Source organism: Emticicia sp. SJ17W-69 (genome assembly GCF_051209875.1).
GTDB lineage: Bacteria > Bacteroidota > Bacteroidia > Cytophagales > Spirosomataceae > Emticicia.
Genome location: NZ_JBNTQY010000001.1, coordinates 843,617 through 859,889, shown reverse-complemented (window position 1 = coordinate 859,889; position 16,273 = coordinate 843,617). Strand labels below are relative to the sequence as shown.

The window sequence follows — 16,273 nt, the reverse complement described above, 5'->3', positions numbered from 1 at the left end:
TTAACTTCAAGTAATTGATAATAAGGAATTTATGTGTTTTTGATAACTTATCCTACGCAGACGGAGTAGGAACTCCGTCGTAGGGGTTAGCGATTCATTACTTGAATAAATTCTTCCGCCAAATGCACGTGTTCAGTATTGCCTGTGAGTTGATTGAAAATTTGTTCCAACGAACCAGTTTCTCGCTGCGATTTAAGTTCTTCAAAAGTACCATTAGCTATGACAGTCCCTTGATTGATGAGTACAATTCGGTCAGAAATTTTCTCGACAACATCCATGATATGCGAGCTGTAAAAAATAGTTTTACCTGCTTGTTTCAACTGTGCTAAGATCTCTTTTACCAAAATCACAGCATTGGCATCGAGGCCAGAAAGTGGCTCGTCTAAAAATATCACTTCTGGGTTATGCAACATTCCCGAAATCAAGAGTACTTTTTGCTTCATCCCTTTCGAAAAAGTAGTCATGCGGTCGTCTCTTTGGTCATAAAGTGTAAAAAGTCTCAGCAATTCGCTTGCTTTTTCTTCGATATGGCTTGATTCTAATTGATATAAGCTACCTAAAAACCGCAGGTATTCCATCGGCGAAAGTGTATCATAAAGCATGGCATTTTCGGGAACATACCCAATGAGTCGCTTCACATCCATCGGATTAGTCTTTACATCATACCCTAAAACTTTTACTACACCCTCAAAGTCAGGAATCATCCCAATCAAAATTTTGATGGTTGTTGATTTCCCCGCCCCATTTGGCCCTATATAACCAATAATTTCGCCCGAATTTACATCCAAATTTATGTCTTTCAAGACCAAACCGCTACCGTAAGATTTTTGAAGGTTTGAAATTTTAATTGCATTCATTTTTAAGCTGTTTAATTTAGATTTAGTTGATTTTTTCTTAAAATTTGAAATAAAGATGAAATCTATGAGAGGTTTTTGAGAATTCCAATCGAAAGATTGACAAATAAATTTTCACAAGATATTTTAATCAAACTTACTGTTTTACTTTTAGTCTTGAAGCCATTCATCCTCGTCTAATAATTTTCTTCCATAAGTTCTTGACTCGTATTGTTTTTTTTACTACGTTAGATTAATAAAAGTTCTTTGAAAAGCGAGATACAAGATAAAAGATAGGAGATGTGAGAAGTTTATATTCATCGTCTTTGTGCTAATATCTTGAATCTCAATAGTTTATGTAATTATTCACTCTAAATTAGTGTGTTATGAAGATTCATGTGCATGCAGTCCATTTCGACATCGACCCCAAATTGGTCGGATTTATTCAAAACAAGTTAAACAAATTAGAAACCTTCTACGACAAGTTTATTAATGGAGAAGTCTTTCTAAAATTAGACAAAGGAGAAAATAGTAAAATTCACAAAAAGCACATTGAAATCAAATTAAACGTACCCGGTCATACGATTTTTGCCGAAGAGAAAGGAACAACATTTGAGGAAGCGACCGACCTTGCTCTCGAAGCTCTCAAAACCCAGATTAAAAAGTTTAAAAACAAGAAAAATGAAGTTGAACATAAAAAACAAGAGGTAACAGCAGTGGCAGAAGAATTGGTTGAAGACGATTTTTAATATCAAGTAATAAAACCCACCAAAAAAGCGATAGTCTATCTTTAGGCTATCGCTTTTTTGCATTTATAGGCGTCTGGCAAATGTAGAAGTATAGTTTATAACTATCTGCCCATCAATAGTTTATATTTTAATCTTATACTTTTTGTTTTTTATAAAAAAAATACAATAATTTTGTGGAAACGTACTAACCAAATGCTTACATTTTATAAAAACAAAAAAGATTTTACTCGTCTTTTATGGTTTCTGTTACCTGCTTTGGCAGGACTAACCCATGTGTTTCGCAAAGACATCAACAATTACGCAATTTATAAGGGAGTCTTTTGGCATCTTCTACATCAGACAAATTTATATAATCTTTACCCTCAAGAATACGTTGATAGCAATCATTATGGGCCATTATTTAGCCTAATCATCATGCCTTTTTGTGCATTTCCTGATGCCTTTGGCGTAGTGCTATGGGTGGTTTTCCATGCTTTTGTTTTATACCAAGCACTCATGGTTTTACCACTGAAACGTGCCGACCAATGGCTTATCTTATCAATATGCATTGTTGATTTAATGACTTCGTCTCACAATGTGCAGGTCAATCCAAGTGTGGCTGCATTGATTATTTTATCTTGGTATTTTGTCAAAAAAGAAAATGATTTTTGGGCAGTTTTATTTGTCATGATCGGCACTTTTGTAAAACTTTATGGTATCGTAGGATTGGTGTTTTGGCTATTTTCAAAGCATAAAGTAAAGTACATCTATTCTGCGTTTTTTTGGGCAGTGATACTTTTTGCATTGCCTATGATTATCAGTTCGCCGAGTTTTGTGCTGCAAAGTTATCAAGATTGGTACAATAGTTTGGTTGAAAAAAATATTGCTAATCAAACTGTTAACAACGGCGTTGGCAATATGCAAGATGTCTCTTTAATGGGTTTGGTAAGACGGCTAAGTGGCCACCCAGATATTTCAAACTTGGTATTTATTATTCCAGGGCTTTTGTTACAGTTATTACCTTTGCTGCGTTTTAAGTTTTACCAAAAACTAAATTTTCAATTACGGTATTTAGCTTCCACATTGATTTTCGTTGTTATTTTTTCATCATCTTCCGAGTCTGCTACCTTCATTGTTGCTACGTCGGGGGTAGCCATTTGGTTTATCACCCAAAAATATCCTATTGAGCGTTGGGTATGGGTTTTAATGATATTGGTTTTGGTTGGTACTTCACTTTCGGCAACCGATATTTTTCCAAGAGAAATTCGCATGATGTTTATACAATATTCTATCAAGGCTTTCCCTTGTTGCGTGGTTTGGTTTGTGTGTATTTATCAATTATTGAAAAATGATTATACTGATAAAAATCCTATAACAGTTTTGAATAGAAAAAAAGAAGCATTGGTAGAAATGAATTAGGCTTTCGGGTTAAATATATGGACACATCAAAATTAAAAATTTGTATTCTTACTGCTGCCTACAACGAAGAACAAAATATAACTACTTTCTATGAAGCAGTGAAAAAAGTCATCGAAAAGTTGCCTTTTTTGTTTGAATTTTGCTTTGTCAATGATGGTAGCAAAGACAATACTTTATCTGTTCTCAAAACTTTAGCAGCAAAAGATGCTAATATAAAATATGTATCATTCTCAAGAAATTTTGGTCAACAAATTGCTCTAAAAGCAGGAATTGATGCGATTGATGCCGATGCTATTGTGATGATGGACTGCGATTTGCAACACCCTCCCGAGCTTATTCCAAAGTTGATTGATATTTGGTTGGCAGAAAAAGTAAACATTGTCAATAGTATACGAGAGGAAGATAAAGATTTGTCGTGGTTCAAGAAAAAAACAAGTCAATGGTTTTATAAGATTCTAAATAAAATCAGTGATTTAAAATTAGAGGCTGGACAAGCAGATTTTAGATTAATCGACAGACAAGCTACTCAAACCCTCAAAAACTCAAAAGAACACGATGTTTTTTTACGAGGAATGATTCAATGGATAGGCTATAAACAAGCCAAAATGGTCTATACTCCTCAAAAAAGACATGCAGGCGAAAGCAAATATACCTTTTCTAAGATGTTCAAATTAGCATTGGCTGGTATTACATCATTTAGTGTAAAACCTTTACATGGAGCTATTTATTTGGGTTTTACTATCGCTTTTTTATCATTATTGTATTTGCCTTATGTACTTTATAGTTTATTTACAGGTAATTATGAAAATGGTTGGAGTTCTGTTTTATTAACAATTGCTTTTTTTGGAGGCTTAAATTTGATAATTTTGGGCATTGTTGGAGTCTATATTGGTAATATTTTAATCCAAAATAAAGAACGTCCATTATATATTATTCAAGAACAAAATATAGTTGAAAGATAGAAAAAGAAAATCAATTTTATTCGCTCATTCTATCATTCACTCAATCACTCATTATTTTTAATGAAAGTAGCCGTACTTAGTTTCGATGTAGAAGAATTTGATATGCCTTTTGAATTTGGCGGAAATCCCATTATGGACGAGCAAATTGCCACTTCAACCAAAGGTTTAATGACGCTTACGACTATTTTAGAAAAATACCACGCCCAAGCTACGTTTTACTGCACTGGCGTTTATGCGTTGGCTCAGTCAGAAAAAATAAAGATACTAAGTCAATCGCACGAAATTGCTTCTCATAATTATTTTCATTCTACCCATCAAAAGGAAGACTTGGCTGCTTCCAAAAAATTGTTGGAAGAAATTACACAAAAAGAAGTAAAAGGTTTCAGAATGCCACGCATGGCACCTGTTTCAGACCTTGATTTGTTGGAAGCTGGCTATACTTACAATGCTTCATACAATCCAACTTATTTGCCAGGTAGATACGATTATCGGCATATTCCTCGTACAGTTTTCAGTCAAAATGGACTAACGCACGTGCCAGCATCGGTTTCGCCAGCTTTCCGAATTCCATTGTTTTGGATAGCTTTTCATAATTTTCCACTACCCTATTTCTTCTATTTATGTAAAAAAGTAGTAGAAGCTGATGGGTATTTGCATCTTTACTTCCATCCTTGGGAATTTACTGATTATACTGATTTGCCAAATGGAGCAAAATATCCATTTTATTTGCATCGCAACAACGGAAAAAAAATGCAAGAACGATTCAGTAAATTAATGGCTTTTCTTCAAAAAGAAGGCTTTGAATTTAAGACAACTTCATGGCTTTTGGAGAATCGGCATTAAATAAGTAAATCCCCTACCTTATAGCAAGTTGTTTGTCAAGCAATAAATCATTCATTTACCATTCATCCAAATCCCCCAATAAGGGTTAAACCTTCATTTTGAAATACATATAATTTTGAGCGACCATCCTCTTTTTTAACAAAAAAGGCGAAAACACTCAAAACTATATGAAAAAGCTACAAAAAATTACCTTATTCTTGTTGTATGGCTTTATGTGCCATGCCCAAGCTCCCAACGGAAAAATCACTGGAAAAATCGTTGATGAAAATCAAAAAGTAGTTGAGTTTGCCAATATCATGCTACATCGTTCGGCCGATTCTGTTTTTGTAAAAGCTGCTTTATGCAATGAATTTGGTCTCTTTGAATTTGAAAACATCAGCAATGGCAGCTATTTCTTAAAGATTTCACACACTAATTTTGAAAAATATGCAAGTCCAAAATTCATTATTTCAGACGAAACTCCTGTTTTAGATTTCAAAGAAATTGCTTTAAAAACAAGTATAAAAAATTTGGGTGAAGTAAGCGTAAAAGCAGCTAAACCTTTTATAGAAAGGCAATTAGATAAAATTGTAGTGAATGTTGAAAATAGCATTGTAGCTACCGGAAACTCTGTTTTAGAAGTGCTTGAACGCTCACCTGGCATTGTTGTCAATCAAGAATCTTCTATTAATTTAAAAGGGAAAGCAGGCATTGTTTTGATGATTGATGGAAAACCTTCGCCACTTTCAGGGACAGATTTGATTACTTATTTGAAAGGAATTCCTGCTGCAAATATCCAATCTATAGAAATAATAACGAATCCTTCAGCTCGCTACGATGCAGCAGGAAATGCAGGAATCATTAATATCAAATTCAAAAAAGATAAAAATGAAGGCCTAAATGGCTCGTTTACTTTAAGTTACGGTCAAGGCGAATATTGGAAGCCATCGGCGTCAGTCAATTTTAATTATCGAAAGAAAAAATGGAATATTTTTGGAAGCCATTCGCACGCCCAACCAACGCAATTGACCAGATTTTATATCAATCGCAAGTTTTTTGATGAAAGTAAAAATTTAATCTCTACTTTTGACCAAACTTCCTTTACAAAACAACCGATTTCGAGCGATAATAGCCGATTTGGTGTTGATTATTACCTCAACAAAAAGACGATTATTGGCGTAATGGCCAATACCAATTGGGTAAAAGTTGAGCGAAATGGCACAACAAATGCTTTTATAACTAAATCTACTGGTCAACTTGACTATACTAACGAAAACTTCATTCTATCAAACGACAAGCGTTTTAATGGCTTCGCAAATTTTAATTTCAAACATACTTTTGATTCTACTGGTAAAGAATTGACCGCCGATATTGATTTTGGAAAATATAATTCCAAAACCATTCAAGATATTAGTAATCAGAACTTTAGTCCATCTGGTCAGCCTATTTTCACCAATAAATTGGCTACAAATCAAACGGGAACGATTTCGGTCAAATCTTTCAAAGCAGATTATGTACACCCTTTTAGTAAAACGACCAAATTGGAAATGGGCTTAAAAAGTAGTTTGGTAACTTCAGACAACGACGTGAAGTTTTTTGATGTAATCAATAATCAAAACAAACTCGACCCCAGTCGTTCAAATAATTTTATTTATAAAGAAAACGTAAACGCTGCTTATGCCAGCTTTGCCAAGCAGTTAAAAAAATGGGATTTTCAGACAGGACTTCGCATTGAACAAACTCATACGAATGGCGTTCAGTTGACAACAGGTGAAAAATTCGAGAGAAAATATATCAATTTCTTTCCAAATGTGGTCTTAAACAAAAAGTTTTCTGAAAACAACCAACTTTCATTATCGTACTCCAAGCGAATCGACCGACCAAGTTATCGTCAGCTAAACCCTTTCCGTATTTTTGTTGATTCTTATACTTATGTGGTAGGCGACCCAAAATTGAAGCCAGTCATTACGAATCTCTATGAACTGAACCATACTTTTAAGGGCAAATATGTAACAACCCTCAGCTATAATAAAAGTAAACAGAGCATCACAGATATTTTTGTACAGGAAGACGACACCAAAATTTCTTATCAAATTCCAGCCAATTTGCAAGATTTTGAGCAGCTCAATCTGGGCTTATATATTCCTTTTAGTATAAAAAATCGAGTAAATTCTACATTCACTGGCTCAGCAAATTGGAACAAATATACGAGTCCATTACAGGGAGGAACTTTAGAAAACCAATACAAATCTTGGGACGCAAGATTATCAAATAACATCATTTTAGGCAAAGGCTGGACAGCCGAATTAACTGGATTTTATCAAAGCAAATCTGTGTGGGGATTGTTCATAATCAAGAGTTTGGCTCAAGTTTCTATGGGTATTCAGAAGGTTTCAAAAGATAAATTATCTACCTTTAAATTTGGATTAACTGATATGTTTTTGACCAATCACATCGCCGTAATTGTGAAATACCAAAACATGGATTTCTTTACCGACCGCACTTGGGATTCGAGAGTGGCAACGATTTCATATTCTTATCGTTTTGGAAAAAACACTGTTGCCCGAGCAAGACAAAGAAATACTGGCGTAGAAGATGAAAAACGAAGAGCTAATTAAATTTAACCCACATGAAAAACACTTTTTTTATCCTACTCATTCTCAGCCATTTAAGTGTAAAATCTCAAATGGTTGAGAAACCATTTTTTCAACAAGCTGCACCCACAGGAAGTGCTATTTTATTTGCCCCAAATATTGTTTCTGATGAATTTGGCAATCGAGATATGGCTATTTCACCGAAGGGTGATGAAATGTTTTATACACTTCAATATCGCAATGGGTATTATAGTACGATTATGTTTTCAAAGAAAATCAAAGGAAAATGGACGCAGCCCGAAATTGCAAGTTTTTGTGGGCAATACAATGACCTCGAACCTGCATTTTCACCCGATGGTACAAAATTATATTTTTCTTCGGACAGACCTTTAAGCGGAACTGATAAGAAAGATTATGACATTTGGTTTATAACAAAAACAAATGGAGAATGGAGTAATCCACAAAACATGGGAAGTCCTGTAAATTCACCAAAAAATGAATTTTATGCTTCATTGGCTCGCAATGGAAATCTATATTTTACTAAAGAAATGGAAGGAAAAGATGAAGATATTGTGGTTTGCAAATTTTCAGGTGACAAATATGAAGCACCCGTGAGCTTGCCCGAAACTGTTAACTCTATGGGTGCGGAGTTCAATGCTTTTGTAGATGTCGATGAGCAGTTTATTATTTTTACAGGTTATAAAAGAAAAGGAAATATCGGTAGTGGGGATTTATTTATCAGCAAAAAAAATGAAAAGGGAGAATGGTCAGAAGCAAAAAATATGGGAGAGCAAGTAAATGGTGTAGGAAATACTTACTGCCCGTATATTTCGCCTGATAAAAAATATTTCTTTTTTACAAGTAGTAGAGGGGTTTTTAAAACTCCTTTTGCTCAAAAACAAGACTTTAGCAGCCTAAAAGCATTCGTGAAAAGTCCACTCAACGGTTGGGATAATATATATTGGATAGACGCAAAGGAGGTTTTGAAATAAAGCATAATTTTTATTCGACGCCTATTATTTTATCCATTACCCAACTGGTACGAGCGGCTGAATCGCCCTTGCTTTGACATTGTCCGATTCCATTGAGTTCGTCTATCATGGTTTGGATAAATGGTTGTTGAATGTGTTTCGATATATCAAAAGTAAACTTTTGGGGTTCTTTGCCTTCAATCTCAAGCAAAACCGAGTGGTCGCCAAAATAGGCAAATGAAATCTGACCTTTGCTACCAACAATCGTAGTTTTTTCGACTTCTAATGTTTGGGCAACAGAAAAGCACCAAGTGCCTGTGCCTAAAACGCCTGATTCAAATTCAAAATTTCCAATAACAATATCATCAGCATGATAAGCACCTGCTTGGTTTTTTGAAATACCATTTGCTTTTATGATTGGGCCAAAAAGATAATCTAAAGCATCTAATTGATGACAAGCTAAATCATGAAAATACCCTCCACCTGCAATTTCTGGTTGGCTTCTCCAATTATTAAAGGATGCTGAACCTCCAACAATATCAGGTTTTAGTGGTTTATATAAACTAATGTTTACGAAACGCACCTCGCCAATTGCTTTTTCTTTCAACAGCTCTTCAATTTTCAGAAAATTAGGCAAGGCTCGGCGATAGAAAGCCACATAAAGCGGCACATTGGCTTTTTGGCATGCCTCAAGCATTGTCTGAGCCTCAGCAAAATTGAGAGCCATTGGTTTTTCTACATAGACAATTTTGCCTGCAGCAGCAACCTTCAAGGCATAATATTGATGTGTATTTGGAGGCGTAGCAATATAAACTGCATTGACTTCTGGGTCATTGATCAAATCATCGGCATTGCTGTACCATTTTGGAACATTGTGCCTTTTGGCAAAATCTTCTGCCAATACAGCATTTCTCCGCATAACGGCCACTAAGGCAGAACCTTCAACATTTTGTAAGGCAGGGCCACTTTTTACTTCACACACATCACCTGCACCAATGATGCCCCATTTGATTGTTTTTGTATTAGTTTCTGACACCATAAGTCACTGATTGTCAATTAAGTATTCAAATTTCAACTGTTGGTAATAAAAAACCACGCTCTTCAATCAATTGTTTTATTGAAAAACTAATGTTATTCATTACATCAATTTTACCAGAAAAATCAAACATTTTCCAAGCAGTTTGATTGGCTTCGGCGATAATAATTGTTTGTGAGGATGTCAAAATCCAGATAACTTTTTCAACACCAAACTTCAATAATTTCTTTGTTTTACGAGTAATGTACTCGGACTCTGTTGTTTTCGATTTTGTTAAATCAATTTTCACATCAACTTCAAAGACTATTTTTGGGGGAGTATTAAAATAAACTGGCTCAAAAATATTTCCTACTTCATGAATATTGTAAATCGCAATATCGGTTGAAAGATTGTTGCCAATGGCAAGGTGCAAACCTGATTCGCTCGAAACCGCTTCATATTGATTTGGCAAAAAGCGATTTAAATATTTAATAATAAATGAAATGATAAACGATTGTAATTTGCTTGAACCCATTATCTCTTCTGCGGTCTTGATTCCTGATAAAACATCTTTATAGCCTTTTCGGTACAAAGGCACACCATCCATCTCTTCATAAATGAGATGTTTCGGAATTTTATTTGAAATCCTTGGCTTTGGTTTTTCGAGAACTGCTTCCATCATTTTTAAATTTTATGCCAATATACAATAAAAACTTTACTTCTTTTTCACCAAATAAATCTTTCGTTGCTCATTAGTCATGACAAAATCAGTATCATTTGTATAAGCCAATGCTTCCATCTGATTACGCCCGATTTTTATACAAGATTTAGGTTTAGAGAAATCTATTTTGCCATTAGCAATCTCAAAAACAAAGATTTTCCCATAAGTAAGCAAAGCAAATTCTTTACCATTTGGACTTACATCAGCGGCAGTAACGGGGCTTTTAATAAAAATACTTTGTTCGGGCAAAAGCATATAATCTCCTGCTTGGTCAGGCAAAACATAGAGTTGCGTTTGGTGATTTTTCGACCAATCTTTTGAGAAAAGATAGAGTTTTCCTGCATACCAAAAAAAAGCTTCACAATCAAAAACTTTTTGTTTAGCAGGAAAATGATCTTGGTTGCCATAATGAAAAGTTATTTTTTCAGTTTTCCCATTTCGATGTTTATAAATACATAAATCTTTACGAGCTTGGCTATTATTACCAAAATCACCCACATAGATATTGCCTTTATCGTCTTTTGTTAAGTCTTCCCAATCAATATTTTTTGAGTCATTCACAAATAGTGTATCAAAAATTCTGCCTTTATTATTAATCATGTATAGCTCTGCATTTCCTCCACTGTCGTTGTGTGTCCAATAGAAATCATCTTGCCAAGCACGGGCAAGTCCAGAATTTTCGTTAATACAAGTTGGCATTCGTCCTGTTTGTATAATATTATATTGAGACTTGGCTTTATGAAAACCACTCTTGTGAATTTCGGTATAACAATTACAAGTTGCAATTTTCAACGAAAATAAAAACATATAAAATTTATAGAGAAACATAGAATTGTGAAATGAATTTATAAATCGTCCAAGAAAAGTTTGAATTTAGGCAACAAGTTAGTTAATTTTGGAAAAACCTATTTATAAATAGATTGAAATATTATAAAACATCAAAAATGACGTGCAAAAACCATGAAGCCTTATCAACAACCATTTAATGCTCGCCTTGCCTACATTCTAATTTCATTGGTTATAATTATTTATGGCATGTACATCCTTTCTGATTTGCTTATTCCACTTATTTTTTCGGTCATTTTTGCCTTACTTTTGATGCCTCTTTGCCAATTCCTCGAAAGGCACAGGTTTCCTCGATGGTTGTCTATTAGCGTTGCCATTTTGTTTACATTAAGTATTCTTTCTTTGCTTTTCTATATCGTGTATATTCAAATCATGGATTTAGAAGAAGTTTTGCCCCAACTCACTGAAAAGGCTGAAGTATGGTATCGAAAAGGTCAAATTTTAATTCGCCGAAATTTTCATATAAGTCGTACACAACAGAAAGTAGAAGGACAAAAATATTTAACCGAATTTTTGAAAAATAACAGTGGCATCATTGGCAATACACTCTCTACAACCACCGGTTTGCTTGGCAATTTGACGATTATTCCCTTGTATATCTTTTTGCTTTTACTTTATCGAGATTTCATTCGTGTATTTTTTTATAAAATCTTTAAATCAGTCAGTAGTCATCGAATTGATGTTGTTTTAAAAAAGGTAAAAGATGTTGTTATCAATTACGTAGTTGGTTTAGGCATGGTTATTGGTATTATTGGTACATTGAATACACTGGGCTTATATCTGTTAGATATTGAACACGCAATATTTTTCGGATTTTTGGCTTCATTTTTGGTACTAATTCCATATATTGGTATAGCGATTGGCTCATTATTGCCTATGCTCTTTGCTTTGATTACAAAAGATTCGGCTTGGTATGCTCTTGGAGTAGCGGCACTTTTCTTTGGTATTCAAATGTTAGAGGGTAATTTCATCACTCCATACATCGTTGGTTCAAAGGTAAGTGTCAATTCTATGGCGGCGATTATCGCCTTAATAATTTTTGGTAACCTTTGGGGCATAGGTGGCTTGGTTCTTGCTTTACCAATTACAGCTATTATTAAAGTAATTTTTGACTCAATTGAGGATTTAAGACCCTATGGATTTTTATTGGGGGATTTTGACCATATTGATGTAGTGAAAAAACGGCATTCTTGATTCAAGTTTGCCTACTATTTATAGCTAAGACTTACTATTCTTTCCATCAATAAACCATGAAAATTGTTATTTTTGCTCATTCAGTTGAGAAATATTTCAATGATAAAAAAGTAGCTCAATCACTACTTAGTATATTCGCTTGCCCGCTCTCGAAAGGGATTTATTCACTTGTCAGTGACAATAACTTAACTAACACTGTCAGTTTATTTAATAATTTCAAATCATCTACCATATTAGTATCTAATTATCTTCGTACTTTTGATAAAAGTTTATTCCACACATTTAGCAAAACTTACTATGATTATATCAAAAAGAATAATGAAGCGAAACTTCCACATTTTTCTGCATCTTGGACTGATAATTTGGTAATGAATCATTTGTCTTTTCAAAAAACGGTGAGCATTGCTAATACATTAACAGAAAGTTTTACGGGAAATACTATCAAAAACACCTCAATTATGCAAAAATCGCTAAAGAGAAACGGTGGTTTAGTAAAATTTGTGCTTATACGACAATAAGATGGAAGAAATAGAACTACTTAAACGTCAGTTAGAACGGGAATGTAAGGCCCGCGAGCAAGCCGAGGAAATCTTGGCGAAAAAGGTATTGGAATTATCCGAAGCCAATAATCAAATTGAGCATCTCGGTAATAGTCTTGAGAACCAAATAAAAATAGGTTTTTCCGAACTTCAAAAGACAGAGAAACGCTACCAAGAACTGATTGAATCTGTACAAGATATTATCTATAAAATTTCCCCTGATGGTTTTTTTACCTTTGTCAATCAAGTGGTTGAACAACGCTTGGGTTTCACAGAAAAAGAAATTATTGGCCAACATTTTACCAAACTTGTTTTACCAGAATACCATGAAGAACTAACAAATTTCTATAAGGGAATGCTTAAAAATAGGTTGGAAAGTACCTATAATGAATTCCCAGTAAAAGATAAAAATGGCAATATTGTATGGATTGGCCAAACAGTTCGTTTAATTGAAGTCAATAATCAAGTAAGCGAAATGGTGGCTGTTGCTCGTGATGTATCTGACAGAAAAAAAACCGAAGATTCTCTTCAAACTACCCAAACTCGCCTTTCAACACTTATAACCAACCTACAAAAGGGAGTATTGGTTGAAGATGAGAATAGAAAAGTAATACTTGTCAATCAGTTATTTTGTGATATTTTTTCAATCCCTGTAAAACCTGAATCGCTTATTGGCACTGATTGCCATGAATCAGCCGAAAATACTAAACATTTATTTAACAATCCTGAACAATTTGTTGATCGGATAAATGAAATTCTAATAGATAAAAAAATCTGTGTAGAAGAAAACCTTGAAATGGCTGATGGCCGAATCTTACAACGAGATTATATTCCGATATATTTAGAAGGAGATTATCGAGGACATCTATGGGAATATGCTGATATTACTGAGCAACACCGAGCCTTAGAACTCATTCGTAGGAGTGAAGAAAAGTATCGTGGGATTATCAATAATATGGAGCTGGGCTTAATGGAGGTTGATAATAATCAAGTGATTATTCGTGCTTATGACCGTTTTTGCAATATGGTTGGTTATACCGAAGAAGAATTGATAGGCAATATTGCTTCTGAACTATTTTTACCAAAAGAATTTAATGAAGTTCTTGAAACACAGCAACAACAACGGAATGAAGGCGTTGCCACTTCCTACGAACTACAATTAATTAAAAAAGATGGTAGCCGGATTTGGGTAATTATCAGTGGAGCTCCTATTATTGACGAAAATGGTGTTGTCGTTGGTTCATTAGGAATTCACTATGATATTACCGAGCGAAAAACTCTTGAACAAGAGCTTGCCCAAGCAAAACAAATTGCAGAAGATGCTCGACAAGCCGAAAAACAGTTTTTGGCCAATATGAGTCACGAAATTCGTACGCCTCTCAATGCTATCATTGGCATGACTCATTTATTATTTGACACTCGACCTGACAAACAACAATACGAATATTTAGATATTCTTAAAACTTCAGCAGATTTTTTATTGAGCCTCATTACAGACTTACTTGACATGGCAAAAATTGAAGCGGGCCGCATTGAGGTACATAAACATAATTTTGATTTAATAGGATTACTTCGTACCAACCAAAGGGTTTTCCAAATAAAACTTGAAGGTCGTCCAATTGAATTAAACTTAATGATTGATGCCAAAATTTCGGGCAATTATATAGGTGATGACCTAATTTTGAATCAAATTTTATTAAATATCCTTGGCAATTCTGAAAAATTCACAGAAGAAGGCTCTATTGATATTACTGTCAAGTTAAAAAGACAAGAAGATTATATCACGTGGATTGAATTCAAGGTATCTGATACAGGAAGTGGTATTCCTCAAGATAAACAAGAGCTAATCTTCCAAAAATTCAAACAAATTAATGCTCATGGGCATAAACACAAAGGAACTGGCTTAGGTTTGGCTATTTCTAAACAATTGGTTGAATTACAAGGCGGAACAATTTCTGTAAAAAGTAAAGAAGGTGAAGGCACAACATTTACATTTACACTTCCATTTGAAAAATCAGATATTGAAATAGTTCAAAATAATAATGAAATCCAGTCGGCACCAACCAGTATTGAAGGCTGCAAAATCTTGGTTGCTGAAGATAACATTATGAATCAAAAGTATATCAGTAGTTTACTTAACAAATGGAATATTAATTTTTCTATTGCATCAGATGGAAGAAAGGCCGTTGAAAAGGCACAAAGAGAGCAGTATGATATTATTTTAATGGATATCCAAATGCCAAACATGGATGGCTACGAAGCAACCATTAAGATACGCAATACCAAAGGGCCTAATCAAAATATTCCAATCATAGCTCTTACGGCATCGGCTATGCTTGACCAAAAAAGCAAAGCACTTTCGGTAGGAATGAATGATTTTATTTCAAAACCATTCGCACCTAATAATCTACTTAATACTATACAGAATTATGTTAATAGTTCAAAATTAGCCATTAAAAGCTCTCTTAAAGGTAATTCTTTGCTTGATTATAATCGCCTGACTCAGCTTTATGGTAATGATAAAGAATACGCTGCCGATATGTTTCAAACATTTTTGAGTGACGTTCTGCCAGATTTCTTGGTTGTCAATGAATTATTAAATAAACAAGATTGGGCGGCTTTAGGAACTTCTGCACATAAACTAAAACCAACGCTTGGGATGGTTGGATTGACAACATTAGAAACACAAATGCACGAAATTGAAAAAATAGCCAAAGAAACACCCGACGCCAACACCTTAAGATTACTATGGAATGATTTCCAAGTAATGCTCGAACAAGGTATTCCGATTTTAGAAGAAGAATTGACCAAATTTACAAAATAAGTTTTCTTTTTTACGAGTATTCCGAAGATTCGGGCATAAAATTATGAAACTAAAATGTATTATTGTTGATGATGAGCTAATGGCTCGCAAGTCTTTACAAAGACTTTGCGAACAAGATGATTCGCTCAATTTAATAGGTGTTTTTGAAAATGTAGAAGATGCTTTGCAGTTTTTATCAAAAGAACCTATTGATATTATTTGGCTTGATGTAGAAATGCCTGGCCTATCAGGGTTTGATTTGCTAAAGAACCTAACGTCAATGCCACAGGTAATTATGACCACCAGCAAAGTTGAATATGCTTTTGAAGCCTACCAATATCAAGTAACTGATTATATCCAGAAGCCAATTACAATGCCTCGTTTCAAAATGGCAGTTGAGAAAGTGTTAGAGCTTAATAATCGTAAAACAACAACATCTCCCGAAAGAGAAGAAATTTATGTTAAAATTGATGGCAGGTATATCCGTTTAGCTTATTCTGATATTTTATATATCGAAAATATTGGTGATTATGTCAACATTATTACCCAAAGACAGTCTTATATCGTCCATACTACCATGAAATATTTGGAAGAGAAGTTAGGCAATTGTTTCTTGCGGGTTCATCGCTCATTTATTGTACATCTTGATAAGATTGTAGATATTGAAGAAAATAATTTAGTAGTAAGCAATAAAGTAATTCCGATTAGCAGAGCCAATAAACCAGAACTATTGAATAAATTAAACATGCTTTAATAGCTACATACTAAGCATAAAAAAAGTGTGCTAAAAATTTAACACACTAAATACTCTCATAAAAGTAGGAGT

Annotated in this window: 14 protein-coding genes; 10 read left to right on the top strand and 4 right to left on the bottom strand. The window is 34.1% G+C overall.

Annotation, left to right across the window (positions count from 1 at the left end; all coding sequences use genetic code 11):
- Positions 1-86 precede the first annotated feature (86 nt).
- A complete protein-coding gene (locus tag ACQUQZ_RS03775) occupies positions 87-857 on the bottom strand; it encodes an ABC transporter ATP-binding protein (RefSeq protein ID WP_435353414.1) in 771 nt (256 codons plus the stop codon).
- Between the two features lie 362 nt (positions 858-1,219).
- Here ACQUQZ_RS03775 and hpf point away from each other — a divergent pair, with 362 nt between their 5' ends.
- The 6 genes from hpf to ACQUQZ_RS03745 all read left to right on the top strand — a co-directional run bounded on the left by hpf (position 1,220) and on the right by ACQUQZ_RS03745 (position 8,350).
- Positions 1,220-1,582 (top strand): ribosome hibernation-promoting factor, HPF/YfiA family, encoded by a 363-nt coding sequence (gene hpf / locus ACQUQZ_RS03770; protein WP_435353413.1) that lies wholly within the window; start codon positions 1,220-1,222, stop codon positions 1,580-1,582.
- 192 nt (positions 1,583-1,774) lie between these two features.
- Positions 1,775-2,980 (top strand): glycosyltransferase family 87 protein, encoded by a 1,206-nt coding sequence (locus tag ACQUQZ_RS03765; protein WP_435353412.1) that lies wholly within the window; start codon positions 1,775-1,777, stop codon positions 2,978-2,980.
- 17 nt (positions 2,981-2,997) lie between these two features.
- Positions 2,998-3,942 carry a glycosyltransferase family 2 protein gene (locus ACQUQZ_RS03760; RefSeq protein WP_435353411.1) on the top strand — a complete coding sequence of 315 codons (945 nt, stop codon included), beginning with the start codon at positions 2,998-3,000 and terminating at the stop codon, positions 3,940-3,942.
- Positions 3,943-4,002: 60 nt separating this feature from the next.
- Complete coding sequence (locus ACQUQZ_RS03755; RefSeq protein ID WP_435353410.1) at positions 4,003-4,785, top strand: polysaccharide deacetylase family protein; 783 nt, start codon at positions 4,003-4,005, stop codon at positions 4,783-4,785.
- Positions 4,786-4,952: 167 nt separating this feature from the next.
- Positions 4,953-7,382, top strand: coding sequence for an outer membrane beta-barrel protein (locus tag ACQUQZ_RS03750; protein WP_435353409.1), 2,430 nt, complete (start codon positions 4,953-4,955; stop codon positions 7,380-7,382).
- Between the two features lie 11 nt (positions 7,383-7,393).
- Positions 7,394-8,350, top strand: coding sequence for a hypothetical protein (locus ACQUQZ_RS03745; protein WP_435353408.1), 957 nt, complete (start codon positions 7,394-7,396; stop codon positions 8,348-8,350).
- Between the two features lie 10 nt (positions 8,351-8,360).
- Here the strand turns inward: ACQUQZ_RS03745 and ACQUQZ_RS03740 are convergent, their stop codons facing one another.
- From ACQUQZ_RS03740 to ACQUQZ_RS03730, 3 genes are read right to left on the bottom strand one after another with little or no spacing between them, the layout of a single operon-like run.
- On the bottom strand, positions 8,361-9,368 hold the full coding sequence (locus ACQUQZ_RS03740; RefSeq protein ID WP_435353407.1) for a Gfo/Idh/MocA family protein: 1,008 nt from the start codon (positions 9,366-9,368) through the stop codon (positions 8,361-8,363).
- A 25-nt stretch (positions 9,369-9,393) separates the two neighbouring features.
- The gene (locus ACQUQZ_RS03735; RefSeq protein WP_435353406.1) at positions 9,394-10,023 is read right to left on the bottom strand and encodes a Uma2 family endonuclease; all 630 of its coding nucleotides are present in this window, start codon (positions 10,021-10,023) and stop codon (positions 9,394-9,396) included.
- Between the two features lie 36 nt (positions 10,024-10,059).
- Positions 10,060-10,893, bottom strand: coding sequence for a hypothetical protein (locus ACQUQZ_RS03730; protein ID WP_435353405.1), 834 nt, complete (start codon positions 10,891-10,893; stop codon positions 10,060-10,062).
- A 132-nt stretch (positions 10,894-11,025) separates the two neighbouring features.
- Here ACQUQZ_RS03730 and ACQUQZ_RS03725 point away from each other — a divergent pair, with 132 nt between their 5' ends.
- From ACQUQZ_RS03725 to ACQUQZ_RS03710, 4 genes are read left to right on the top strand one after another with little or no spacing between them, the layout of a single operon-like run.
- A complete protein-coding gene (locus tag ACQUQZ_RS03725) occupies positions 11,026-12,105 on the top strand; it encodes an AI-2E family transporter (RefSeq protein ID WP_435353404.1) in 1,080 nt (359 codons plus the stop codon).
- A gap of 56 nt (positions 12,106-12,161) precedes the next feature.
- Positions 12,162-12,623, top strand: a complete 462-nt coding sequence (locus tag ACQUQZ_RS03720) for a hypothetical protein (RefSeq protein WP_435353403.1) — start codon at positions 12,162-12,164, stop codon at positions 12,621-12,623.
- Between the two features lies 1 nt (position 12,624).
- Complete coding sequence (locus ACQUQZ_RS03715) at positions 12,625-15,468, top strand: PAS domain S-box protein (protein ID WP_435353402.1); 2,844 nt, start codon at positions 12,625-12,627, stop codon at positions 15,466-15,468.
- A gap of 43 nt (positions 15,469-15,511) precedes the next feature.
- Positions 15,512-16,201 carry a LytR/AlgR family response regulator transcription factor gene (locus ACQUQZ_RS03710; protein WP_435353401.1) on the top strand — a complete coding sequence of 230 codons (690 nt, stop codon included), beginning with the start codon at positions 15,512-15,514 and terminating at the stop codon, positions 16,199-16,201.
- Positions 16,202-16,273 lie beyond the last annotated feature (72 nt).